Source organism: Faunimonas pinastri (genome assembly GCF_900110915.1).
In the GTDB taxonomy this organism is placed as follows: Bacteria; Pseudomonadota; Alphaproteobacteria; order Rhizobiales; family Afifellaceae; genus Faunimonas; species Faunimonas pinastri.
On the sequence record NZ_FOFG01000021.1, the window covers coordinates 1 to 23666 of the forward strand.

Consider the following 23666-nt stretch of genomic DNA (forward strand, 5'->3'; position numbering starts at 1 on the left):
TCGCTGAGATCGTAACGCGCCATCACCATGCTCCTCCCCGAACAGGTGAATCAGCCTTCGACCAGAAGCTCAACCCTTAATGAGTTCAGAACCTAGCCGCACGCCGGCATCGAACCCGGCCCCGACGATATCGAACTCCGCGTCAGTCACGAGAACATCGAGCCGGACGTCTGGATTGGCGGTCAGGAACGACGCCAGCAGGTCGCCGGACAGGAAGCGTTCCGCGATGGAGGACACGGCCAGGCGCAGGAGACCGGTCGGTCTTCCGTCATGCGCGGCAGCGGCCTGCGCGGCAGCATCGATCTCGGCGAGGGCGGGCGCGACCCTGTCCAGTAACGCCTCGCCCGCTTCGGTCAGCGTCACGCTGCGTGTCGTTCGTCGCAGCACCGCCGTACCGAGTGCGTCCTCCACCTTGCGAACCGCTTGGCTGACGGCTGATCGCGTGACGCCGAGTTGGTCGGCCGCGGCACGGAAGCTGCGGGCGCGGGCCACGGTTGCGAGTGTGGCAAGGGCGTTAAGATCGATTGACATTGTCCAGCGCGACTTACCAGCTCGTGCATGATTGAAGCGATAGTCGGGCTGTACATGCTCCGTTATCTCTCCGGCAGGCATCGGAGACGAGAATATGGACAAGATAGTGCTCCTCACAGGTGCCAGCAGCGGCATCGGCGAGGCGACGGCCCGTGTGCTGGCTGATGCGGGCATGACGGTCATGCTGGGCGCAAGGCGCACTGATCGGCTCCAAGGCTCCGCGCCGAGATGACCGAAGCGGGCGGTATCGTCAGGGTGCGTCGCCTCGACGTGACAAACCGGGAGGATGTGGCCGCGTTCGCGAGGGCAGCGGTCGATGAGTTCGGACGCATCGACGTGATCGTCAACAATGCCGGCATCATGCCGCTCTCGCCCATGTCCTCGCTCAAGGTCGATGAGTGGGAGCAGATGGTGGACGTGAACATCAAGGGCGTGCTGTGGGGCATCGCGGCCGTGCTGCCGACGATGAACGCGCAAGGTTCGGGCCACATCATCAACATCGCCTCGATCGGCGGTCTGCACGTCTCGCCGGCTGTGGCAGCGGCTCGACGTTGCCACACCGCAGCAGATCGGTCGGCTCAGCCATTCTGAAAACACCATCAAGGTTCCAACACCGACGCCGACGCCTGGCCGAGCCTTCACATAGCCCTGCTTGCTCGAAGCGTCTCGTTGAGTAGTTCGAAGGCCGCGTCGCCGCCATAAGATCCTCCAGCATGTAGAGGATGCCGGAGCCATCAAAGGCGGCGCCCAGCAGCATGTCGCTGTCGTTAAACACCGGCCCCCGGCCTGGCGTGACCGTCACCACAGGCGACACGGCGATGAGCCGTGAGGGCGGCAGATTCCGGCGCCGATGGATAGTCGCTCAGACAGCCGGGAGAAACCTTCACCGCGACCCGAAGCGGAGGCCTGACCGCCAGCGCGATCATGTCCTTCTCCAGCCGCTCGCCAAGCCGAATGCCCGCATCGTAGCGGCCCGCCAGGACGTCAGTCATCCCGCCCTCCACGCACACCTCCACCGCACATCCAGCGCCATTTCGAACAGCTTCTCGCCCGACCTGCCATCGAGCGAGTGCGGGACGTGTGGGGAGAAGCCTGAGCCGCACGCTCCGTGCGCGGTATCGGAGCCTGGTCACGACCAAATTGGCGTTCTCCGAGAAGCTCGTCGCTGACCTCCCCACCGTGAACATCTTCATCAACAGCGCCGGCATCATGCGTATGAAACCGACGCGCGGCAGGCAGCGCGACCTGGGCGAGGCCGAAGCGTCGGTCACGAGCAAGCTGCTCGTCCCGACCCGCCCGGTAAGTCCCGCGACGGTCGCGCTGGGTCACCGCGCGATGTACGCGGCAAGCTCGTCGGGCGTTCCGTTGGGAAACGCCAGCTTCAAGTGGTCAAGGAAGGCGGCGACGCGGGCGCTGAGCAGGCGGCGCGTCGGATAGAGCGCCCACAGCGCGATGTCGCGCGCGTCCACCTCGCCCCACTGCACCAACGTGCCATCGGCCAGGTCGTGGCTGACGAGCGACACCGGCAGCAGCCCGGCGCCCACGCCCGCGCGCACCGCGTCGCGCACCATGATGAGCGACGACAGCCCCAAGACAGGATCGACCGCAATCGCCGCGATGCTGTTCTCCGCCCTCACCCGCCATGTCTGGCGATCGCCGGTCGTGCGCACCACCGCGGGCACGGCTGCTTTCCCTGCCGGCCGGGCAAGCGCGGGGTTCGCCACCACCAGCAGCCGGTCGTGCAGGAAGGCGCGACCGACAAGATTATCGTCGGGCGCGGGGTCGACCCGGATGACCAGGTCGTAGCCCTCCTCGATCATGTCGACAGCGCGATCGTCCGTCGTCACCTCCAGCCGCACCGCCGGATGCTTGAGCGCGAACTCCCCTGCCAGCTTCCCCATTGCCGTCTGCGCGAACAGCAGCGGCGCGCTGATCCGCAAGCGCCCCTTGGGCGCACTGCCCCCTGCGGCGATCGCGGCAGCGCTCTCCTCCAGCTCCGTCAGCAGCATGCCGGTGCGCTCGAACAGCGCGCGGCCTTCCTCCGTCAGCTTGAGGTCGCGCGTGCCCCGCTCGAACAGCCGCAGGTCGAGGGCGGCCTCCAGTTCCGCCACACGCCGCGACAGTGTCGCCTTGGGGCGGTTTGCCGCGCGCGCGGCGCGACCGAACCCGCCATGGCGGGCGACAAGGGTGAAGTCGGCAAGCGCGAGCAGGTCCACGGTGTTCCACCAGCGAGACGGGGAGTCCAGATGTAGCGCCTATTCGACGCGATGTGGATCGCCGATTTTCCGATCAGCCAATCGGGCTCAAGTAAGGGAGTGACCCTCATGACCATCTTCGTTACCGGCGCAACCGGCAATGTCGGCCGCAACGTCGTCGACCAACTCATCCAGCGCGGCGCCGGCGTGCGCGCCCTCGTCCGCAATCCCGCAAGCGCGAACCTGCCCGCCGGCGTCGATGTCGTGCAGGGCGACCTGCTCGATGTCGATGCGATGCGTGCCGCCTTCGCCGGCGTCTCCACCCTGTTTCTGCTCAATGCGGTGGTGCCCGACGAGTTCACCCAGGCGCTGCTGACACTGGGCGTTGCGCGCGAGGCGGGGGTGCGCCGCGTCGTGTACCTCTCGGTGATTCACAGCGACGTCTACGTGAACGTGCCGCACTTCGCCGGCAAGTTCGGCGTCGAGCGGATGATCGAGGCGATGGGCTTCGAGGCGACGGTGCTGCGCCCCGCCTATTTCATGGACAACGAGCACACGATCAAGGACGTGATTACCGCCTACAGCATCTACCCGATGCCGATCGGCGCCAAGGGCCTCGCCATGATCGACGCGCGCGACATTGGTGAAATCGCCGCGTTCGAGCTGGTCCGCCGCGAATCCTCGGCCGAACCGCTGCCGTTCGAGCGGATCAACCTGGTCGGCCCCGACACGCTGACCGGCGCAGGCGCCGCGGCGATATGGAGCGACGTCCTTCGCCGTCCGATCGCCTATCCGGGCGACGATGTCGCCGCGTTCGAGCAGAACCTGCGCCAGTTCATGCCGAGCTGGATGGCGTTCGACATGCGGCTGATGGGCGAGCGCTTCGTCAGCGACGGCATGGTGCCAGAGGCCGGTGACGTCGAGCGGCTGACTACGCTGCTCGGCCGCCCCTTGCGCACCTATCGCGACTTCGTTGCCGGGATCGCCGGCTGAGCCTGGCGATCCGGACCCAAGCCATTCAGGAGACTACCCATGATCTACTCGACCGCCACCGTGCCCGTGAACCCCGCCGGAGAGATCCGGCTGACCCGAGAACAGGCCTGGAAGGGGCTGGAGCTGAAGGCACGCGACGCCCGCTTGTTCTTGCCGCCGGGCCTCTGCACCCGCTGCGACGTCACCGAGGAGAGCGCGACCCACTTCGTGCGCGAGGCGACGATTGCCGGCCAGGATCTGCGTGAGATCATCGCACTCGAACCCGAAGCCAAGGTGACCTTCTTCCAGGCCACAGGCCCGCGTGAGGGCGCCATCGTCAACGAATTGTTCGAGGACGACGCGGGCGAGCTCCAGCTCCGCTTCTACTGCTATCTCGGCCTGCGCGGCAAACAGCCGGGCGGTCCCGAGGAGCAGGTCGAGCAAACGCAGTTCGACAGCGACGAGGGCTACAAGGCCGCGCTTCTGTCGACCCTGAAGCGCACGCGCGAACAGCTAGCGATCGGCAGGCTCTGAGCACCAGGAAGCGACGGCGGAGCCATTCGGCAGATGGGTCCGCCGTCCCCGGCCTTCAGGAAACACTGCTGAGCGGCTGCCGGTGAACGTTCTCCCCTACGATCGTCTGCGGGAAAGACGCTGCGAATACCGATTGGTCGCTCACGCCCCATTGGACGCCCCGATGCCTGCCACGCGCTCCGCGAAGCAGGTCGCGCCATCGCGTGTCGCAATGAGGTCGCGCATGATCCTTTCCAAGGCACGAGAGCCAGGAGCGGGCGCAGCGGCGCGACTTGTGCTCGCGAGCGCTCAAGAATGTCGGAGACGATAGGCCGTCGCTCCTGCTCATAGCTGTCCAGACGGTCCGGTCTCGCTCCGCCGCGCAACACAGCGACGAGCGCGCGGCCGAGCGCAAGGGCGTCGCCGATGCCGGGATTGAGGCCCTGACTGCCGAGCGGCGAGTGAATGTGTGCGGCGTCCCCGGCGAGAAGCACCCGATCTTCGCGATACGTAGCGGCTTGACAGGCGCGATAGGTCCAAGTCGTCGCGCGGTGCAATTCGATTAGCGAGACTTCGGTGTTGGACACCCGGCGCAGCACCGCTTCGATATCCTCGCGCGTAAGCGGCACGGTGAGGTGCCCGGCACCTCCGTCCCATTCGGCGATCCCCAGCGCATCCGGCGGCGCGTGAATGCAGGCACCGTTGCTGGTCAGGGCGCGCCCCGGCGTCAACGCCATCGCATCGCCCAGCGTCGCCTTGACCGAATAGCCGGTGAACTCTGGAGCGGTGCCGGGGAAGGCGATGCCAGCGAGTTTGCGGACGGTGCTGCGCCCGCCGTCGCACCCCGCGAGCCACGGCGCGTCGAAGCGCTTGCCGCCGGCCCATAGCCGCACGCCTCCATCGTCTTGCTCGAAGCACTCAACCGTGTAGCCACGCAGGAGGATGGCACCGAGCGCGGCGGCGCGTTCGCCCAGAACCGCCACTACGCTGGCCATATCGGCGGCAAGCGGCATCACCGCGCTTGGCGGGCGTCGTGCCCGGCCAAGGGCGCAACCTTGTCGGGGAAGAAGTCGATACCGGCGAAGTGCCCCAGCGACCGACGGGCCGGCGCGGTCGCCAGTGCGCTCCCGCAGCGGCGCCAGCAGGCCGCGCTGTCCTGAAGTGATCGAAGAAGAACGACGGATCGCTGACATCCGTATCCACACAGCAGAGCTGGACACTGTTGTTGCACAGTTGGCCCAGCAGCAGCTTTTGCTAAGGGCTTTCGAGCAGCATCAAGGCGTCTTCTCCGTCCTCCACTCGGATCCCGAAATAGACGAGCCGTCCGTCGAGTGCCCTTTATGGAGGGTTTATCTTACGGCCCTCGGTATTCATCGTCCCCAACATCCAGGATTGATCGGCCCGTTGCCCATCAGCCGCAGAAGCGTGATCTGGGCTTCCGGATCGAGGCTGGAATCGATGGTCGAACACCTTGGCGCCGGCCGGGCCGTTCCTCGGCACCAACCCCGTGCTGGCGAAAAGCAGGCAGCGTCGGCCTATTCGTCGCCGGGGACGCCGTAGCTTGGGGCTGCGGAGGGATCTATGGCGCGCGTGACGTAGTCGGCGAGCTGCGGTTTATAGAGTTGCCAGAGGGCTGCCAGTCCTTCCACAGGGCAGTTCTCGCTCCAGTCGACGCGGAGGTCGGCCACTGGCCAGGATACCTTGTCGACCAGCTTCATGCCGGCCGAGCGGACCGGTCCCGCCTCGCCGCCTGCCGCGAGCGCCGCACGCATGACCGCGATCAGTCGGTCGCCGAGCGGACCAGAGGACGCCTCGAAAGCTTCCACCATGCGCTGCGGCACGTCGGGGCTGGCGAGGAGATTGCCGCCGCAGGCGACATCGACGCCCCGCGCTTCCGCCCAGATGCCGAGCGCGCGCGGCCCGGAATGGATCGCGGTGCTCCCCTGTGCATCGACGGCCAGGACCTGCCGGAATTCCATATGCCGGGACGACGCGCGCAGCACCTCGATCGCCTGACCGGCATCGGCGCCCAGCGCCAACAGGTCGAGCGCGCGGATGCCGAGCGACGGGTCGGTCACGTTCTGGCTCGCCACGGCCCCCACGCCCGCGCGGGCATAGGCACACCGCGCGGCCACGGCCGGGGATGAGGAGGAAACCGCCACGCCGAACATCCCGGTTTCCGCGCAGCGCGCGACGACCGAAAAGGTCACTTGCCGTCCTCGGGGATCACCGCGATCGCATCGACCTCGACCAGCCATTCCGGCCGGGCGAGCGCGGAGACGACGATGCCGGTCGAAACGGGATAGACGCCCTTCAGCCACTTGCCGACGACGCGGTAGACCTGCTCGCGGTAGCGGGGATCCACGATGTAGATCGTGATCTTGCAGACATGCTCCAGCTTCGCGCCGGCCTCTTCGAGCAGCATCTTGATGTTGGCCATCGCCTGCTCGGTCTGGCCGGTGACATCACCGATGGCGACGCTCTTCGACGTGTCGAGATCCTGGCCGATCTGCCCGCGCACGAAGACCATGCTGCCCTTGGCCACGACCGTCTGGCACAGGTCGTTGTCGAGGTTCTGCTCGGGATACGTTTCCTTGGTGTTGAACTTGCGGATCCGGGTATGTGCCACTGAAGCCATCCAATTCGTGCTGCGTGAAACGTCTGAGTGCGAAGGGTCTATTCGGCAGCTTCCTGCCGTGAATCGGCCTTTTCGCCGCCTTGGCCGGACGGGCGATAATCAAGGTACTGGCGCTGGATCAGGATGTGGTCGGCGACGTGCTTGGCGTCGTGCCACACACCCCAGATGAAGCTTGAGCCGCGGCCCGAAAGCCAGGGCAGGCCCAGGAAGTAGATGCCCGCTTCCGGCGACACGCCGCGCTGGTGCTTGGGCCTGCCGTTTTCGTCGAAGGCATCGACTTCGAGCCAGCTGTAATCGGAAGTGAAGCCCGTTGCCCAGATAATCGTGGCGATGCCGGCCTTCGCCAGATCCAGTTGAAGGATCGGGTCCGTTATGCAGGACGGCTCGGCCGCGAAAACGCGGGCCTCCGGCTCTTCCGGCAGATCCAGCCCGTTGCGCGCGATATAGGCGTCCGCTTCGTCCAGCAGGGACAGGTAATTCGCGTCGCCCCGGGCGATGTTGGCGGCGAGATCCGAGCGGAAGGACAGGACCTCGTTTTCGCAAGCCTGCGTCAGGCCGACCAGCGTGATCCCCTGCGCGGCGAGACGGCGGAAATCGATGGTCTCGCCACCGCGCGCGCCGCTGACCGCGATCGTCACATGTTCGGTCCCCGGCGCCGGGGATTGCGCGTTCCACTTGCCGAGCACGCCCAGCCACCAGACGAAATCGCGGCCGCGATAGGCGCGCGGCGGACGGTCGTGCGGGCCGACTGACAAAGTGACCTGCCGTCCGGCGCGCGAAAGCTCGTCGGCGATCTGCACGCCGGAGGAGCCGGCGCCCACGACCAGCACGCCGCCTTCCGGCAGCTGCCCTGGATTGCGGTAATCGCTGGAATGGATCTGCAGGACGCCGGCCGCCGTCGGTACGATCGGCGGAATGGCCGGGCGCTGGAACGGGCCGGTGGCCGCCACGACATTCCGGACCTCCAACGTGCCCTCCGACGTCTCAACCCGGAAGCCGGGCTGGCCGGGGACTCTGCGGACGCTGGTCACCTCCACGCCGCAACGGACGGGGGCGTCGAACTTCTCCGCATAGGCGACGAAGTAGTCCGCGACCCCTTCCTTGGGCACGAAGACATCCGGGTTCATGTCGAATTCCAGGCCGGGGAAGCGGTCATGCCAGGCCGGACCGTTGGCGACCAGCGAATCCCAGCGGCCGGACCGCCAGCGCTCGGCGATCCGCCCTCGCTCAAGGACGAGATGAGGCACGCCGGCCCGGCTCAGATGCTCGCTCATCGCTACCCCGGCCTGGCCGGCTCCGACGACAAGCGTGTCGATCTTCTCAACTGACATTTGGCATCCTTTCCTGGCGCGACGAAGAGCGCAGAGAGGTTTTGCCTAGGGCTAGCGGAGGCTCCGGCCGCCCGACATTACGATTTGATTCAGCACTGCTTCGGGATTTCCGATGCCTGCTCCGGCCAGGAGGGTGGTGCCGGTCGATCCCGAAGATCCCGGCGGGCTGGTTCGGATTTCCAGAAGTCGAAGCCCTGAAAATCATAAGCGAATTCCCGGCCGTCGCCTGCCATCCTCTTGTTCTCATATGCCGGTTCTGCTGGGGAGCAGGACTGAGAGATACGAGCGGAGGGGTTTAATGTCAGAAATCAGCTCGACCGGGATAGAAGAGAACACGATCTATCCCATTCCACTGGATCAGCGTCACGGAAAGGCGCGAGACCTTTTCACGATCTGGTTCGGCTCCAACATCATGATGCTCACCATCGTGACGGGCGCCCTTGCCACGACGGTGTTCGGCCTCGGCCTGACGCATTCCATCGTCGCCCTGATCATCGGCAACTTCGTGGGCGCCATCTTCATGGCCCTGCATGCCGCGCAGGGGCCGCAGCTGGGGGTTCCCCAGATGGTGCAGACGCGCGGGCAGTTCGGCTCATTCGGAGCGGTCGCCGTGGTTGCCCTCGTGGTGATCATGTATGTCGGCTTCTTCGCGTCGAACCTGGTCCTGGGCGGGCAATCCCTGCACTCGATCGTCGGCTTCCTCAGCCAGAATACCTGTGTCGTCGTGGTGGCGCTCGTCAGCGTCGTCGCGGCGATCTTCGGCCATGACCTGATCCACTCCTATGCCAAGCTCCTGACCTGGCTGTCGGGGCTGGCGCTGGTCGCGACCTTCGGCTGGTTGTTCCTGGTGCACGGCGTTCCGGCCGAGGCTTTCACCAAGGGCGTCTTTACCGTGGCAGGCTTCCTCGGTGCGGTCTCCACCGCCGCGCTCTGGCAGATCGCCTACGCGCCCTACGTTTCCGACTACTCGCGCTACATGCCGCCGAAGACCGGCTCGCGGCAGGCTTTCTGGGCGAGCTATTTCGGTTGCGTCCTGGGTTCGCTCTTCCCGATGTTCCTGGGCGCGATCCTCGGCACGCTCGCGGTCGGCGGCGATGTCGTTGCCGCCCTGACGGCGGTGCTGGGCCCCCTGGCGCTTATCGTCATCCCGATCTTCTCGCTCGGCATCGCCGCGACCAACGCGATGAACCTCTATTGCGGCGTGCTCTCCAGCCTGACCGTGATCCAGACCTTCGTACCGGGCTGGAAGGTGCGGCCCCGCGCGCGCGTCGTCGCCGCGATCGTCCTGGCCGGGCTGTCGCTGGTGATCGCGATCTTCTCCGCGGCCGACTTCATGGCGCAGTACACCAATTTCATCCTGCTGCTTCTCTATGTCCTTGTGCCGTGGACAGCGATCAACCTGGTGGATTTCTATCTCGTCCGCCATGGCGAATACGACGTCGCCTCGTTCTTCAGGCGCGATGGAGGCGTCTATGGCCGGTATTGCTGGCCGGCGCTTTTCTGCTACGCGCTGGGCATCGTCATCCAGATCCCGTTCATTTCGAACGGCATCTATACTGGGCCGGTCGCGACCATGCTGAATGGCGCAGACATTTCCTGGATCGTCGGTCTGGCGGTGGTCAGCCCCATCTACTGGGCGATCATGAAGTACAGCCTTTCCGGCGCGAAACCGGCGACCGCCGGCCTGAACCAGGTCGCGAGGTAAAGGCCGCAGGACCGTCCGGCGGAGAGAGACTTCTCATCCGCCGGGCGTCACGGCATCGACCGACACGTCCACGAATGAAAAAGGCCTCGGCGGGAGCTATCCCGCCGAGGCCTTTCGTTCTTCGGATCTGCTCTCGTCGGCGCCGTCTCCGCCCGGCGCCGATCGGTTCCGATCGGCTCAGCCGGCCAGCATCATGGCGGCGCATTTCTGGCCGATCATGATGGAGGGCGCGTTGGTGTTGCCACTGATCAGCGTCGGCATGATCGAAGCGTCCGCGATGCGCAGGTTCGCCAGGCCGCGCACCTTCAGATCCGGGGTAACCACCGCGCCTTCGTCGTTGCCCATGCGGCAGGTGCCGCTCGGGTGAAACACCGTGCTGGCGTCGGACCGGACATAGTCCATCAGCGCCTCGTCGCTCATCCGCTTCGGCCCGGGCGCGATTTCCGCTCCACGAATACCGGCGAAAGGAGAGGCCCCGAGAATGCGCCGCGCGAGGCGCATCCCCTCCACCAGCACGCGCGCATCCTGCTCCTTGTCGATGAAGCGGAAGTCGATGCCGAGCTCTGCCTGGCCGTTCGTCCGCTTGGGAAAGACGCTGCCGCGGCTTTCCGGGCGCAGCACGCAGGTGTGGATGGCGTAGCCGTGTCCCCACTCGAAGAGTCGGCCTCGATGGCTGCGATAGCCCGGCACGAAGTGGAACTGCACATCCGGCACGTCGCCGGCATATTTGGTGCGGGCGAAGCCGCCGGCTTCCACATAGTTGGTGGTGAGCCAGCCGGCCTTCTTCGCCAGGTACTTCAAAGGCGAAGCGAGGACGCGCGGCATGGAGCCCGCGGAAAAGCCGAGGGTCGAACTGTCGTGCGAGCGCACGGTGACGAGCCCGTCCAGATGGTCCTGCAGGTTCTTGCCGACGCCCGGCAGGTGGTGGCGCACATCCATGCCGACGGCCCGAAGCTCGGCCCCATCGCCGATGCCGGATTTCAGCAGGATTTCCGGCGAACCCAGCGCACCGGCGGCGAGCACCGTTTCGCGCGCCGCCCGCAGCGTCAGGGATTTGCCGTCCTTCGTGAGGGTCACGCCGGTCACCGCGCCGCCGACGATATCGAGGCGCTCGACCCGCGCGTCCGTCATCACGGTGAGATTGGCGCGGCTGAGTACCGGATGAACGAAGGCGCGATAGCTGCTCAGCCGCTTCGCGTCCTTCTGGGTGAGGTTGTAGATCCCCACGCCTTCCAGCTTCGCTCCGTTGAAATCGGAATTCTCGGCGATGCCGATCTCCTTGGCAGCCTCGACGAAGCGGCGGGACGCGGGGTTCGGATCGCGCGGCTTGTCCACGGCAAGTTCGCCGCCCCTGCCGTGAAAATCGGGGCTTTGCCCGAGCCGGTTGTCTTCGGCTTCCTTGAAGAAGGGAAGCAGGTCGTCATAGCTCCAGCCGGGGCAGCCCATCGCGGCCCAGGTGTCGTAATCCGAGCGGTCGCCGCGAATGTAGATCATGCTGTTCATGGAGGATGAGCCGCCGAGCATCCGGCCGCGCGGAACGTGGATGCGCCGGTTGTTCAGATGCGTCTGCGGCTCCGACATGAACTGATAGGCGTAGCGCTCGCTCTTGTAGAGCGTGATCGTTCCGGCCGGCACATGGATGCGCGGCGTCCGGTCCGAGCCGCCGCCCTCCACGAGGCAGACCCGATTGTTGGGATCGCGGCTCAGGCGGTTGGCGAGCACGCAGCCGGCCGAGCCGGCGCCCACGACGATGTAGTCGAACTGCATTGACTGTTCGGTCATTTTCCCCTCGGCAATCAGCGTGCGGCGCGCGCGTCGCACGCCGCTCCCCATCCGTTTTGGCCTTCCGATGCGCGCTGGCCGCGCCCCATTCCTCTCGCCGCCACCTAGTCCTGTGCGGCGTACTTGATCCAGGTCGTCTTCAGACCCGTGTATTTGTCGAAGGAATGCAGTGACAGATCACGCCCGAAGCCCGACTGCTTGAAGCCGCCGAACGGCGTCTGCGCGCTCAGCGCATCGACGGTGTTGACGGACACGGTGCCGACGTGGAGCCGGTCCGCCACGCGGTGAGCGCGCGACAGGCTGTCGGTCCAGACGGAGGCCGCGAGACCGTAGATCGTGTCGTTGGCGATGCGGATCGCGTCATCCTCGTCGTCGAAGGGAATAACGGCCAGCACGGGGCCGAAGACCTCGTCGCGGGCCAGCCGACTCTCCGGCGGCACCTCGTCGAAGATCGTGGGCTGAACGAAGCAGCCCGCGCCATCGACCTTCACGCGCTCGCCGCCCAGGGCCAATCTGGCGCTCGTCGAGGCATCCTCGATGAAGGACATGATCACCGCCGCCTGCTTCTCATCGACGATCGCTCCCATGGTGGAGGCGGGGTCGAGCGGATTGCCCGGCTGGATCGCGCGGGCGCGATCCACCAGCTTTTCCAGCAATGCGTCCTTGATCGACCGCTGCACAAGGAGGCGGGATGTCGCCGAACAGACCTGTCCCTGGTTGAAGAAGATACCGAGCGCGGCCATGTCTGCGGCGGTATCGAGGTCGGCACGATCGGCGAAGACGAGGTTCGGGCTCTTGCCGCCGCATTCCAGCCAGACCTGCTTCATGTTGGACTGGGCGGAATAGCCGAGGAAGTACTTCCCCACCTCGGTGGAGCCGGTGAAGGCGAGGCAGTCCACGTCGGGGTGAAGCCCGAGCGCGCGACCGGCCGTGGCGCCGAGGCCCGGCACCACGTTCAGCACGCCCCCGGGTAGACCCGCTTCGCACGCAAGCTCCGCAAGCCGCAACGCCGAAAGTGGCGACTGCTCGGCGGGCTTGAGGACGACGCTGTTGCCGGCCGCGAGCGCTGGCGCGCATTTCCACGCGGCCATGTCGAGCGGGAAGTTCCACGGCACCACCGCCCCGATGACGCCGAGCGGCACGCGACGGATCAGGGCGAGGTTGCCGGGCGGAGCCGGGGCAACCTCGTCGTAGATCTTGTCGACGGCCTCGCCGTACCACTGGAATATTCCTGCCGCGCCGGGGACGTCGACGGTTTCCGCGTCCCGCACGAGCTTGCCCATGTCGAGGCTTTCCAGAAGCGCGAACTCATGGAGATTTTCGCGGATCAACTCGGCGAGGCGCAGCAGCACGGCCTTGCGCTCGCCGGGAGCGCGACGGGACCAGACGCCGGTCTCGAACGCCTTGCGTGCGGACTTGACCGCCCGGTCGATGTCCTCCGCCTCCCCCGCCGCGATCTTCGCCGTCACGGCGTCGGTCGCGGGATTGATGTTATCGAAGGTGGCGCCGGAGGCGGCCGGCACGAAACGCCCATCGATAAAGATCTGCGAGCGGAAGCTGAGCTTCCCGGCTCGCGATTGCCAGTCGGCCAGGCTCATCTCACCCATGTGCTTTCCCCCGTCGGATACGGCGCTGTCGCGCCCGAACGATCAATTGCTGCGAAGCAGTTCAGACGGCGCGGGTGCAGCATCGCCCCGTTGGCCGTCGAGTTCATCAAGGAAGCCGCGCGCCGCCTTCGGGCGCGGCAAAGACCTTCAAGGCCGCGGATACGCTGCCACTCGTCGAGCAGGGGTAAACGACGGTCCTGTGCGCGAAGGCAGCTCCCACCGTCGCCAAGCTGAGCGCCGCGACGGGCGCCCGCAACCTGATTTCCCGCATCTCCCACTCGTGCAGACGACATACGTGGCGGCAAGTCTGGGCCATGACGACGAAGTCGGTAAATTACGGAATTCGGGCGACATGCTTAGTCCGTCCCTAAGCAGCGGTGAACGCGTCCGCGGGTTAGACCGGAGTGCAAAGGCGCGCGACCAGCCGGTCCATGAAAGCGTCGCAGGCGTGCAGCTGCTCCAGCGTTATGAACTCGTCCGGCTTGTGCCCCTGATCCATCGAGCCCGGGCCGCAGACAACCGCCGGGATGCCGAGTTCACGCTGGAAAAGGCCGGCCTCGGTGCCGAAATCCACCTTGCATGGCGTATCCTGCGAGACAAGTTCCCGCAGGAAGACCGTCGCCGCTTCGTCCCAGCCGGTGGCGAGGCCAGGATAGTCGTTGAGCGGTTCGATCCGGATCCCTGCCTCGTCCGCGACATTGCGGGATCGCCGGGCGATCTCGTCGGCGTCCCGCTCAATCGCCGCCAGAAGGGCCGCCGGATCGTCAGTGCCGAGATAGCGGATTTCCCAGTCGAGCGAACAATGGTCGGGCACGATGTTGAGCGCCGTCCCGCCTGCAATGCGGCCGACATGGATCGTGGTATAGGGCACGGCGAAGCCGGCGTCGTGATTGCCGGTGCGGGCGATCTCGTCCTGTCGGGCGCGGAGCCGCGCGATCAGATCCGTGGCGAGGTGAATGGCGTTGACCCCCGTGGGTGCCAGCGCGGAATGGGCAGCATGGCCATGGCAGGTGGCGCTCAGGGCCGTCTTGCCCTTATGCCCGGTGGCGATGCGCATGGAGGTCGGCTCGCCGACGATCGCCAGTCTCGGCCTGAAATCGGAGAGCTTCAGCCGCTCGATCAAGGTACGGACGCCGACGCAACCGATCTCCTCGTCATGGGATATCGCGATATGGAGCGGCTCCGTCAGGTCGGCTTTCGAGGCAAGTTCGACGGCACGCAGGGCGCAGGCGAGGAAGCCTTTCATGTCAGCCGCGCCCCGGCCATAGATCCTGCCGTCCCGCTGCACGGCCTTGAACGGATCGGCACTCCACGCCTGCCCTTCCACGGGCACCACGTCGGAATGGCCCGACAGGAGAACGCCGCCCGGTCCTTCCGGCCCCAGCGAGGCAAAGAGGTTCGCCTTGTCGCCCTTGTCGTTCGGCACGATCATCGCGCGCGCCCCGCAACGCGTCAGGAAGTCCCGCGCGAAGTCGATAAGCTCCAGATTGGACCGCGCGCTGACGGTGGGAAAGGAAATCAGCCTTTCGAGCAGCCCGACGCTTGGCATGGTTCACTCCGGGATCGTGTTTGCGCGAACCATGGGCAGCGGGTGCAGGTTCTGCAAATCGCGTTCAGCTAAGCCCTGCATCGGAGAAACGGAAGCAGACGCCCGTTTTCACGGAGAGACTTTCCGGCGCTCCATCAGGGGCGCGACCATGCCGGGGATGTAGCCGTCGGAAATGAAGGACTGGCAATGCCGCTCGAAGCTCTCCAGCAACCGCGGCTTGCGGCTCTGCCGCAATGTGACGATGCCGATCACCATCGGTTTCTGCTCGCCCGAAAGCGGCACCCGCACCACGCGGCGGCCATCCATGGCGGTGTCCGAGCGAGGCCGGACATTGGCGAGGCTGTAGCCATAACCGTTGGCGACCATGGTGCGGATCACGTCCTGATGCGGCGAGCGGGTGGCGATCTTTGGATTGAGCCCGCGCGTGGAGAAGAGGCCGAGGAAATATTCCCGGCTGATCGGCAGGTCCAGGAGGATCAGCGGTTCTTCCACCAGATCGTCCAGCCTGACAGACGACCGCGAGGCGATCGGATTCCCCTCGCCGACCAGCACATGCGGCGGCAGGCTGGCCAGCGGCATGAACTCGAACCCGTCCGGCACCAAGAGGTCGTAGGTGATGGCGACGTCCAGCTCCGCGCGTTGCAGCCGCCCCAGCAACTCCTCGTGATTACCGACCATCTGCGCGATACGCGTCGCCGGAAAAGCGGAGGTGAAGGAGTGGGACAGCTCCGGCAAAACCATGGCCGCCAGGGTCACGAGGCAGCCGAGCGAAAGTTGGCCCCTCACCTTCTCGTTCACCTCGCTGGCGAGCGTGTACATGTACTCCGCCTGTTCGACGAGACGCTTGGCCTCGACCAGGAGAACCTGCCCCGCCTGCGTCAGCGAAAGGCCCTTCGCGTGATGGCGGACGAAAAGCCTCGTATCGAGCTCGTGCTCCAGATGAGTGATCGCGGTGGAGATCGACGGCTGGGAGATGTTCAGCCGTTCCGACGCAAGCGTGATGCTGCCCGTCTCGGCCGTGGCGATGAAGTACTCGATCTGTCTGATAGTGAATCGCATGGGTCACTTCGAGGAAGCGCAAGCGGGCGGTGCCCGGCGGCCTGAGGTCTCCGCCAGAGGGCGCTCCAAGTCAATGCCGCCTCTCCGGACGAGGGAGCAAGCCCGATCCGGCGGTACAGTCTGCCGTCGCCCATCCGAGACGAGGAACCGGGGGTTGTTATTGCGGACTGCGCTGTTGGTGCGAGAGGCCGCCGAGCGTCGATTCCCGCTACGCGTAGAAGAAGGCCCTGCGGCTTCCAATGGTCACAACCACCTTGATGCCCCCGCGCTGAATCAAGCTCCGGATCGATGGCTCAGCGGAGTCATTGGCTTCGTCGGGACCGGACGCTAACACCAGCGCAAGTTCGCCGCATGGACCGTGCGTCCGGATCCACTGCATCTCTTCCCCCGGGAGATCGCGAACGGTGGCGGAACGACGCGTCGGCGCGTGCCGGAAATCCGTGCGTCAGTTCATGCTTCCGCCGAGCCGCCGTCGACGTCGAACTTCACGCCTTGCGCCAGCGGCATGCTGCGGCCGTAATTGATGGCGTTCGTCTGGCGGCGCATATAGGCCTTCCAGGCATCGGAACCGGACTCGCGCCCGCCGCCGGTTTCCTTTTCGCCCCCGAAGGCGCCGCCGATTTCCGCGCCGGACGGCCCCATGTTGACGTTGGCGATGCCGCAATCGGATCCTGCCGCGGAAAGAAAGGCTTCGATCTCGCGGATGTCGGTCCCGAAGATCGACGAGGACAGCCCCTGCGGCACGCCGTTCTGCAGCGCTATCGCATCCTCCAGCGTGCGATACTTCAGGACATAAAGGACCGGCGCGAAGGTTTCCTCCACGACCGGGCCGGTCTGGGCCGGCATCTCGACCAAAGCCGGCCGAACGTAGAAGCTGCCCTCGCCGTTCACGTCCACCCGCTCGCCGCCATGTACGGTGCCGCCGGCTGCTCTGGCCGCCTCCAGCGCCTTCTGCATTCCGTCGAAGGCCGTGCGATCGATCAGCGGCCCGACCAGCGCGTCACCGGCGACCGGCGAGCCCACGGAGATGCCGCGATAGACGCGCGCGAGCCTCTCCACCAGCGCGTCATGCACGCTTTCGTGGACGATCAACCGACGCAGCGTCGTGCAACGCTGGCCGGCGGTGCCCATGGCGCCGAAGGCCACTGCGCGCAGCGTCAGGTCGAGGTCGGCGGAAGGCGTGACAATGGACGCATTGTTGCCGCCGAGTTCAAGGATCGCGCGGCCGAAGCGCGCCGCGACACGCTGGCCGACGATCCGCCCCATGCGCGTCGAGCCGGTCGCGGAGATCACGGGCACGCGGGCGTCATCCACAAGCGCCTCCCCGACCGCCGCATCGCCCAACAGCACGCTGGAGAGCCCCTCCGGCGCATCCGGGCCGAAGCGCTGGATGGCGCGATCCAGGATCGCCTGCGTCGCGAGGGCCGTCAGTGGCGTCTTTTCCGACGGCTTCCAGACGAGCGCATTGCCGCAGACCAGTGCCAGCGCGGCGTTCCACGACCAGACGGCGACTGGAAAGTTGAAGGCCGAGATGACGCCGACGGTGCCAAGCGGATGCCATTGCTCCTGCAGCCGATGGTCGGCGCGCTCGGAGGGCATCGTCAGCCCGTAAAGCTGGCGGGAAAGACCGACCGCGAAATCGCAGATGTCGATCATCTCCTGCACTTCACCGAGCCCTTCAGAGATCACCTTGCCGGCCTCGATGGTGACGAGGCGGCCGAGATCGGCCTTCGCCGTGCGCAGTTCCTCGCCCAGAAGGCGGACCAGTTCGCCGCGCCGTGGTGCCGGGACGGCTCGCCATTTCAGGAACGCTTCGTGCGCCCGGCCGATGGTTGCGCGAGCCTCGTCGGCGGTCGTCTCCGGCACGCTGGCGATCACCTCGCCGGTGATCGGAGAGCGGACCTCACGCCCGCCGCCGGTGAAACTCGTCTCATGCAGGCCGAGCGAACGCAACAAGGAGGCGGTTTCTTCGCGAAGCGATGGGGCGGATGCGGTCTGAAGCATGAGGTCTCCTGCTGGATTGCGGTTCGTGTCGTCGTGATTGTCAGAAGCGGGCGCGCGTCGCGTGATAGAGCTGCGAGCCGATCTCGTACCAGGCTTCGCGCGCCATCCGATTGGGCGCGGGCGTCACGGATGTGACGGGAAGCGGCAGGTCCTCCTCCGCGATCTTGCCCAGGATCAGCTCTGCGAGGGTTCTGCCGAAGACGGTGCCCGGGGCGATGCCGCGCCCGTTATAGCCGCTGAAGGACAGGACGTTGAGCGCAGGCTTGTGGAAGCGCGGCAGGCTGTTTTCGGTCATGCCGATCTGGCCGTACCATTCCTGCTCGAAGCCGATGCCCTTCAATTGCGGGAAAAGCCTCGTCATCGCCCTGCGGCCCCAATTTCGATGAATGCCCGTGCCGGTCCCGCGCAACGCGCCGACCGAGCCGAAGACCAGCCGCCCCGCCCTGTCGAAACGGAAGGAGGAGAGCACCTCCTCCGTGTCCGATGCGCCCTGCCGCTCCGGCAGGATGGAGCGGCGCAACGCCTCCGGAAGCGGCGTGGTCGCCATGTTGAAATAGGGCAGACGCACCAGTGCCTGCCGGATCCCGGACCAGACATGGCTCGTATAGGCATTGGTGGCGAGGACGACTTGCCGTCCCCGCGCGGACCCGGCCGCGGTGCGCAGCCCCCAGGGATCGCCCTCCTCGGCCGAGACGACCGGGCTGCCGGTGAAGACGCGGGCGCCCGCGGCGATCGCGGCCGTCGCCAGTCCGCGCGCATAGGCTAGCGGCTGGACCGTACCCGCGCGCTCGTCCAGCAGCGCCCCGGAATAGGCGTTCGTGCCGATCTTCGCCGCAGCCTCCCCGGCTTCCAGCAGCCGGACGGGTGCGCCCCGCGCCTGCCATTGCCGCGCCCGGTCGCGCAACTCGGCAAGGCCTTTCTCGCCCACCGCGCAATGCAGGGTGCCCCGCCGCTCGACCTCGCATTCGATGCCGTGCTTCTCCACGAGATCGAAGACCGCACGCGGAGCATTCCCGAGCATCGTCAGCAGGCGTTCGCCGTGCGTCTCTCCCAACGCCGCCGGGAGCTCGTCCGGCATCACCCACATGCCGGCGTTGACCAGCCCGACATTGCGACCTGAGCCGCCGAAACCGATCTCCTCGCCCTCAAGCACAATGACGTCGCGCCCGGCCTCCGCCAGATGCAGCGCGGCGGAAAGGCCGGTGAAACCAGCACCGACGATGACCACCTCCGCCGACAGATCGCCGGCGAGACGGGATGTAAGTGGCGCGGGTGGAGCCGAAAGCTCCCAGAGACCGTGAGTGCGAGGGTCGTTCTTCATGCCGGAAAGCCCTCGGTGAGAACCGCCAGTGCCTCGACAGGATGGGGCGGACGAGCTTTCAGGATCCGTTCGCTTTGGCAGCGGCATGAAAAGCCAGTGGCAAGGACCCGCCCCTCGGGCTTGCCCGTCAGATGCTGCCGCCAACTCATGTCGAAGAGTTGCCGCGACATGGCCGCATGCTCGGCTTCATGACCGAACATGCCCGCCATGCCGCAGCAGCCGGAGGGCGGCATCGAGGCGGACAGGCCGAGATGGCGGAAGATGCGGGCCCAGTAATCGGCCGTCACGGGGCGTGCCGTCTTCTCGGTGCAGTGGAGCAGGATCTCGAAGGCCGCACCGCCTCCCGCTGCCTTGGGCGCGATCCGACCCGCCTCGATCTCTCGGACAAGAAACTCTTCGATCCCGAGCACTGGCGGCGAGCCGGCAAGCGGCGCGAATTCCTCATACTCCTGCGCGAAGAGCAGACCACTTGCCGCGTCGAGGCTCACCAGCGGAGCGCCGAACGATCCGGCCCATGCGCGCAGATCCTGCGCTTTTCTGCTCGTCCGACGGAAAGCGTCCAGCATTCCGAGCACGTGGCGAGCCTTCCCGTTCGGCCGGATGGGAGCGACGAAGACCCGGTAGCCCAGGTTTTCCAGAAGGCGGACAGCTGCACCGGGCACCGCTCCGTCGAAGCTGACGGTGAAGCTGTCCGGCAGGAGGATCACGCTTCGCTCCCGCGTCGCCTCGGGCAGGTCGGCCCAGCCGGCTGCGTCCAACCGGTGACGCCGGTCGAACCGCGCGGGGCGGAAAACCGGCAGATCCACCAGCCCGAATTGGCGGCGGAGCATATTTCCCGTTGCCGGCCCGTGCGTCAGCCAGTTGGCAAGGGCAGGCCAGAGCCGCGCGATCGGCAGCAGCGTCTCGATGTTGCCGATCAGCCTGTCGCGCAGGGGCCGCCGCCGCCGTTCGTAATAGGACGACAGGAAGCGCGACTTCATCGTGGGAATATCGACCTTGACCGGGCATTGCGAGGCGCAGGCCTTGCAGGACAGGCAGGTGTCGAGCGACGCCTTTAGCTCCGCCTCGACCTCCGCCAGTTCGGCCGACGCCACGGCTTCGCCGCTATTGCCGGACGCGAGGCGCGCCCATGTCCGCAGCAACGTCGCCCGGCCCTTCGGCGACTGCACGCGATCGCGCGTCGCCTTGTAGGAAGGGCACATCGCGTCGAAGTCGTTCCAGTTGAAACAGGCTCCGTTGCCGTTGCAGGCGATCGCGCGATCGAACTGCTCGGCATGGCGAGCGTCGATCCCCCGGTCCAGGGCTCCGCGCAGCGGAACCCCATCGATCCTGTCGATCGGCAGGCGCTCGTCCGGCACGGCGAGCTTGCCGGGGTTGAACAGGTTCAGGGGATCGAAGACCGCCTTCAGCCGGCAGAGTTCGCGATAAAGCTCCGGCCCGAAGAAGAGGGGCGAGTATTCCCCGCGAAAGCCCCGCCCATGCTCGCCCCAGAGAAGCCCGCCATAGCGCCGTGTCAGCGCGGCGACCTCGTCGGTGATCGGGCGGATCAGCGCGGCATCGTGGGGATCGCGCATGTCCAGCGCCGGGCGCACGTGCAGGCAGCCGACATCGGCATGACCATACATGCCGTAGGCGAGACCGCGCCTGTCGAGAAGAGCGCGGAACTCGGCGACATAGTCGGCGAGGCTTTCCGGCGGAACAGCCGTATCCTCCACGAAGGCAGTGCCCTGCCGAGGACCGGCGAGCCGCCCCATCAGTCCCACGGCCTTTTCTCGAAGGGTCCAGAGCTGCTTGATCAAGGCCGGATCGGTAACGGTGATCCAGTCGAGCGCGCGGTGCTCGGCCGTCTCCAGCAGCAGCGTCGCACCCGCCATCGCATCCTGCAGCGTCGCCCGATCGTCGCCCACGAATTCGATGAAGGTCAGTCCCCTCACCGGCTCGGACGTGGGCCTCTCGAAGACCGACTGGATGCCCGACCAGACGATGTCCTGCTCGGCCAGCGCCAGAACCTTGTCGTCCAGGATCTCGATTGCCGCAGGCTCGGCCGCGAGAAGCGGGGCGACACTTCGGAGCGCCGTATCGAAGCTGTCATAACGCGCGACGATCAGCCCGCGATGGCGCGGAAGAGGCAACAGGCGCAGGGTGATCGCCTTGGTCAGCGCGAGGGTGCCCTCAGACCCGGCCAGCAGAAAGGCGAGGTCGAAATCGCCGTTCTCCCGCAGCACGTGCTTGAGGTTGTAGCCGGTCAGGCCGCGATTCATGTCCGGGAAGGTGGCGGCGATCAAATCCGCCTGCTCGGTGACGACGCGGTGCGTCTCGCGGTGGATCGCCGCGGCGAGCTCCCGACCCGCCATGACGCCCTGCAGGTCGGCCTGCCCCATGCGCCGCACACGCCAGTCCGAGCCATCGGAAAGGACGATGTCCAGCGCCTCGATGTAAGCGGAGGTCTTGCCGTAGATGCGCGACCCCTTGCCGGAGGCGTCGGTGCCGACCATGCCGCCTATCGTGGCGCGCGTGGCGGTGGACACGTTTGGCGGAAAGAACAGTCCATGCGGCGCGAGAAAGGCATTCAGCTGGTCGAGCACCATTCCCGGCTGCACCACGACCTCGCGCCCCTCGGGGTCGAAGGCGAGGACAGCGTTCATGTGCCGGGATACATCGACCGAGATGCCTCGCGTCAGCGACTGGCCGTTGGTGCCGGTGCCGCCGCCACGCGCGCAAAGCGGCATGACTTCGCCGGAGGGAAGATGCGCCGCTCGCACGATGCGGTTGAGATCTTCCGGCTCGCGCGGATAAAGCACGGCCAGCGGCTCGACCTGGTAGATGCTGTTGTCGGTGGAAGCGACGAGCCGCGCCGCACGGTCACCGGCGAACTCGCCGCGATAGCCTTCGGAGGCCAGAGCCTCACGAAAGGCCCAAAGGCGCCCCCCCGCGGGTATCGACATCCCGGCCTCTGGCATCAGGGCTATTCCGCCGCCTCGCCCTCACGGACGGTGAGTTCGGCTTCCAGCGCCGCGATGGATCGCGCTTCCGCTTCGGCGTAAAGCGCGAACTCGTCGGCCACCGTTGCACCCAAGGCCTGCTCGAACGCCGCCTTGCTGGCATTGCCGGCGTAACTCTTCTGCTCGGCGCCGCCCAGATTGGACTGGAAGATGCCGGCGGCGCTGACGGGCAGGAAGTCTTCGTAGACGATCGGATCGGCAACGACGCTTCCCGTGGCGATCAGGCGATCCAGCGCGTCGGCCGTCAGCATGCCGGAAACGGCAGGCGTTTCCTTCCCGGAAAGGCGATAGCGGAAGAAGCCGAGCCCCTGCCGGCGGATCTCGTCGGTGCTGTCGGGAAAGCGCTGGAAGGCGGCGGTGAGCTGTCGCTCGTAATCGGCACCGGCACTCCCCGCCGCCCCGATCTCGCGCACGGAGGCAAGGAGTTCGTCGTAGAGCGTGCGGCCCTTCTTCGTCAGCGCAATGCCGCGCTGCTCGATCTCGCCGAAGCGGGCGGTGTGCGTGCCTGCCACTTCCGGCCCGGCGTCGCGAAAGAGGATCGGCTCCTGCAGAGCCTTGAAGCTCGTCTGCCGCAGGAGGATCGGGCAGCGCCGCGTCGGCGGGCCTTCCACGACGGCCTTGGCCGCGATGCCCCGCTTCGGCATGCCCGACTGCACCGCGTCGATATCGAGGGTGCGGGGCGTCAGGTGGTTGATGTGCGGCCCCTTGAAGCTCACGACATCGGCGATCAGCCGATGCGCGTCGTGCAGCTTGCGGTAAGTGCCGGCATCCACCGTCGCCTCGCCGTGCCAGCGAAATGTTTCCAGCGCCTCCCGGACGAATTCTTCCGCCTGGCCGACCGTGAGCCCGCCTTGCTCGTCGTGAATGTCGATCAGCTCCAGAACGCGCGTCGTAAAGATTTGCCGACGCTTCAGGATCGCGGCCGCCTCCGCCCTGAGATCCGCATCCTCGATCAACTCCAGACGCAGCAGCGAGGTGAAGACGCGGAACGGATTGCGGGAGAGCGCGGCATCCTGGACGGGACGGAAGGCGGTGGAATGAACGGGAACGCCGGCCACCGAGAGATCGTAATAGCCGACCGGCTCCATGCCCATCACGCCGAACAAGCGGCGAATGGTGAAGAGCTCCGCCGCCGTGCCGAGCCGGATGGCGCCGTGACGTTCGAGGTCGAGCCTTTCCAGCTCGTCCGCCCGCTCCAGATCAGCCTTCAGCTGCGGATCGTGGGCGAGAACACCCGCATTGACCTCGCTCACCAGCTCCATCAGCGTCCCGTACTGCGGCACCTCCCTGCGGTACATGTCGGACATGGCGCGTGAGAAGAACGTGCGGATCTGGTCGGAACTGGCAAAAGTCGGCATAGCGCGGCGGACCTTGGGAGAGCACGACGACCGTCATCGGGGCGTCATTCGTTACGCACACGAGGTTTGACGAAATTCCGCCGGGCTGCAAACGATCCT

At 66.4% G+C, this 23666-nt stretch carries 18 protein-coding genes and 1 pseudogene; 4 read left to right on the forward strand and 15 right to left on the reverse strand.

Annotation, left to right across the window (positions count from 1 at the left end):
* Positions 1-69 precede the first annotated feature (69 nt).
* On the reverse strand, positions 70-531 hold the full coding sequence (locus tag BMY25_RS18670) for a LysR family transcriptional regulator (protein WP_092499501.1): 462 nt from the start codon (positions 529-531) through the stop codon (positions 70-72).
* 94 nt (positions 532-625) lie between these two features.
* On the opposite strand from BMY25_RS18670, the pseudogene BMY25_RS18675 reads away from it, so the two are divergent.
* Positions 626-1071 (forward strand): annotated as a pseudogene (locus BMY25_RS18675) (SDR family oxidoreductase); the annotation flags it as partial.
* Positions 1072-1298: 227 nt separating this feature from the next.
* On the opposite strand, the gene BMY25_RS18680 reads toward BMY25_RS18675, so the two are convergent.
* A complete protein-coding gene (locus BMY25_RS18680) occupies positions 1299-1523 on the reverse strand; it encodes a type 2 periplasmic-binding domain-containing protein (RefSeq protein WP_177176942.1) in 225 nt (74 codons plus the stop codon).
* Between the two features lie 333 nt (positions 1524-1856).
* Positions 1857-2747: a LysR family transcriptional regulator gene (locus BMY25_RS18685; protein ID WP_092499503.1), complete on the reverse strand. Its 891-nt coding sequence runs from the start codon at positions 2745-2747 to the stop codon at positions 1857-1859.
* Between the two features lie 108 nt (positions 2748-2855).
* On the opposite strand from BMY25_RS18685, the gene BMY25_RS18690 reads away from it, so the two are divergent.
* Positions 2856-3719, forward strand: coding sequence for an SDR family oxidoreductase (locus BMY25_RS18690; protein ID WP_092499505.1), 864 nt, complete (start codon positions 2856-2858; stop codon positions 3717-3719).
* A 39-nt stretch (positions 3720-3758) separates the two neighbouring features.
* Positions 3759-4232, forward strand: a complete 474-nt coding sequence (locus BMY25_RS18695; protein WP_092499507.1) for an AtaL-like protein — start codon at positions 3759-3761, stop codon at positions 4230-4232.
* Here BMY25_RS18695 and BMY25_RS18700 read toward each other — a convergent pair.
* The 4 genes from BMY25_RS18700 to BMY25_RS18715 form a co-directional block, all read right to left on the reverse strand.
* Positions 4166-5224, reverse strand: coding sequence for an FAD-dependent monooxygenase (locus tag BMY25_RS18700; protein ID WP_177176943.1), 1059 nt, complete (start codon positions 5222-5224; stop codon positions 4166-4168). The genes BMY25_RS18695 and BMY25_RS18700 overlap by 67 nt on opposite strands.
* A gap of 522 nt (positions 5225-5746) precedes the next feature.
* Positions 5747-6421: a DUF1028 domain-containing protein gene (locus BMY25_RS18705; RefSeq protein WP_092499511.1), complete on the reverse strand. Its 675-nt coding sequence runs from the start codon at positions 6419-6421 to the stop codon at positions 5747-5749.
* Positions 6418-6840 (reverse strand): RidA family protein, encoded by a 423-nt coding sequence (locus BMY25_RS18710; RefSeq protein ID WP_092499547.1) that lies wholly within the window; start codon positions 6838-6840, stop codon positions 6418-6420. The genes BMY25_RS18705 and BMY25_RS18710 overlap by 4 nt, the downstream gene beginning before the upstream one ends.
* Positions 6841-6887: 47 nt before the next feature.
* The gene (locus BMY25_RS18715) at positions 6888-8180 is read right to left on the reverse strand and encodes a flavin-containing monooxygenase (RefSeq protein WP_092499513.1); all 1293 of its coding nucleotides are present in this window, start codon (positions 8178-8180) and stop codon (positions 6888-6890) included.
* A gap of 298 nt (positions 8181-8478) precedes the next feature.
* On the opposite strand from BMY25_RS18715, the gene BMY25_RS18720 reads away from it, so the two are divergent.
* Positions 8479-9885: a purine-cytosine permease family protein gene (locus BMY25_RS18720; protein ID WP_092499515.1), complete on the forward strand. Its 1407-nt coding sequence runs from the start codon at positions 8479-8481 to the stop codon at positions 9883-9885.
* A 177-nt stretch (positions 9886-10062) separates the two neighbouring features.
* Here the strand turns inward: BMY25_RS18720 and BMY25_RS18725 are convergent, their stop codons facing one another.
* From BMY25_RS18725 to hglS, 8 genes are all read right to left on the reverse strand, one after another.
* A complete protein-coding gene (locus BMY25_RS18725) occupies positions 10063-11667 on the reverse strand; it encodes a GMC family oxidoreductase (protein ID WP_092499549.1) in 1605 nt (534 codons plus the stop codon).
* A gap of 104 nt (positions 11668-11771) precedes the next feature.
* The gene (locus tag BMY25_RS18730; RefSeq protein WP_092499517.1) at positions 11772-13274 is read right to left on the reverse strand and encodes an aldehyde dehydrogenase; all 1503 of its coding nucleotides are present in this window, start codon (positions 13272-13274) and stop codon (positions 11772-11774) included.
* Positions 13275-13668: 394 nt separating this feature from the next.
* On the reverse strand, positions 13669-14823 hold the full coding sequence (argE, locus tag BMY25_RS18740) for an acetylornithine deacetylase (RefSeq protein ID WP_092499521.1): 1155 nt from the start codon (positions 14821-14823) through the stop codon (positions 13669-13671).
* Positions 14824-14931: 108 nt separating this feature from the next.
* A complete protein-coding gene (locus tag BMY25_RS18745; RefSeq protein WP_092499522.1) occupies positions 14932-15882 on the reverse strand; it encodes a LysR family transcriptional regulator in 951 nt (316 codons plus the stop codon).
* Positions 15883-16332: 450 nt separating this feature from the next.
* Complete coding sequence (gene amaB, locus BMY25_RS18750; RefSeq protein ID WP_092499523.1) at positions 16333-17886, reverse strand: L-piperidine-6-carboxylate dehydrogenase; 1554 nt, start codon at positions 17884-17886, stop codon at positions 16333-16335.
* 40 nt (positions 17887-17926) lie between these two features.
* The gene (locus BMY25_RS18755) at positions 17927-19207 is read right to left on the reverse strand and encodes an NAD(P)/FAD-dependent oxidoreductase (protein ID WP_092499524.1); all 1281 of its coding nucleotides are present in this window, start codon (positions 19205-19207) and stop codon (positions 17927-17929) included.
* The gene (locus BMY25_RS18760; RefSeq protein WP_177176945.1) at positions 19204-22152 is read right to left on the reverse strand and encodes an FAD-binding and (Fe-S)-binding domain-containing protein; all 2949 of its coding nucleotides are present in this window, start codon (positions 22150-22152) and stop codon (positions 19204-19206) included. The genes BMY25_RS18755 and BMY25_RS18760 overlap by 4 nt, the downstream gene beginning before the upstream one ends.
* Positions 22153-22172: 20 nt before the next feature.
* Positions 22173-23567 carry a 2-oxoadipate dioxygenase/decarboxylase HglS gene (gene hglS, locus BMY25_RS18765; RefSeq protein WP_092499527.1) on the reverse strand — a complete coding sequence of 465 codons (1395 nt, stop codon included), beginning with the start codon at positions 23565-23567 and terminating at the stop codon, positions 22173-22175.
* Positions 23568-23666 lie beyond the last annotated feature (99 nt).

Bases quoted from the DNA above. Each gene is read 5' to 3' on its own strand.
- BMY25_RS18670 (WP_092499501.1), bottom strand. From the start codon at position 531: ATGTCAATCGATCTTAACGCCCTTGCCACACTCGCAACCGTGGCCCGC.
- BMY25_RS18680 (WP_177176942.1), bottom strand. From the start codon at position 1,523: ATGACTGACGTCCTGGCGGGCCGCTACGATGCGGGCATTCGGCTTGGC.
- BMY25_RS18690 (WP_092499505.1), top strand. From the start codon at position 2,856: ATGACCATCTTCGTTACCGGCGCAACCGGCAATGTCGGCCGCAACGTC.
- BMY25_RS18695 (WP_092499507.1), top strand. From the start codon at position 3,759: ATGATCTACTCGACCGCCACCGTGCCCGTGAACCCCGCCGGAGAGATC.
- BMY25_RS18700 (WP_177176943.1), bottom strand. From the start codon at position 5,224: ATGCCGCTTGCCGCCGATATGGCCAGCGTAGTGGCGGTTCTGGGCGAA.
- BMY25_RS18715 (WP_092499513.1), bottom strand. From the start codon at position 8,180: ATGTCAGTTGAGAAGATCGACACGCTTGTCGTCGGAGCCGGCCAGGCC.
- BMY25_RS18720 (WP_092499515.1), top strand. From the start codon at position 8,479: ATGTCAGAAATCAGCTCGACCGGGATAGAAGAGAACACGATCTATCCC.
- BMY25_RS18725 (WP_092499549.1), bottom strand. From the start codon at position 11,667: ATGACCGAACAGTCAATGCAGTTCGACTACATCGTCGTGGGCGCCGGC.
- BMY25_RS18730 (WP_092499517.1), bottom strand. From the start codon at position 13,274: ATGGGTGAGATGAGCCTGGCCGACTGGCAATCGCGAGCCGGGAAGCTC.
- argE (WP_092499521.1), bottom strand. From the start codon at position 14,823: ATGCCAAGCGTCGGGCTGCTCGAAAGGCTGATTTCCTTTCCCACCGTC.
- BMY25_RS18745 (WP_092499522.1), bottom strand. From the start codon at position 15,882: ATGCGATTCACTATCAGACAGATCGAGTACTTCATCGCCACGGCCGAG.
- amaB (WP_092499523.1), bottom strand. From the start codon at position 17,886: ATGCTTCAGACCGCATCCGCCCCATCGCTTCGCGAAGAAACCGCCTCC.
- BMY25_RS18755 (WP_092499524.1), bottom strand. From the start codon at position 19,207: ATGAAGAACGACCCTCGCACTCACGGTCTCTGGGAGCTTTCGGCTCCA.
- BMY25_RS18760 (WP_177176945.1), bottom strand. From the start codon at position 22,152: ATGTCGATACCCGCGGGGGGGCGCCTTTGGGCCTTTCGTGAGGCTCTG.
- hglS (WP_092499527.1), bottom strand. From the start codon at position 23,567: ATGCCGACTTTTGCCAGTTCCGACCAGATCCGCACGTTCTTCTCACGC.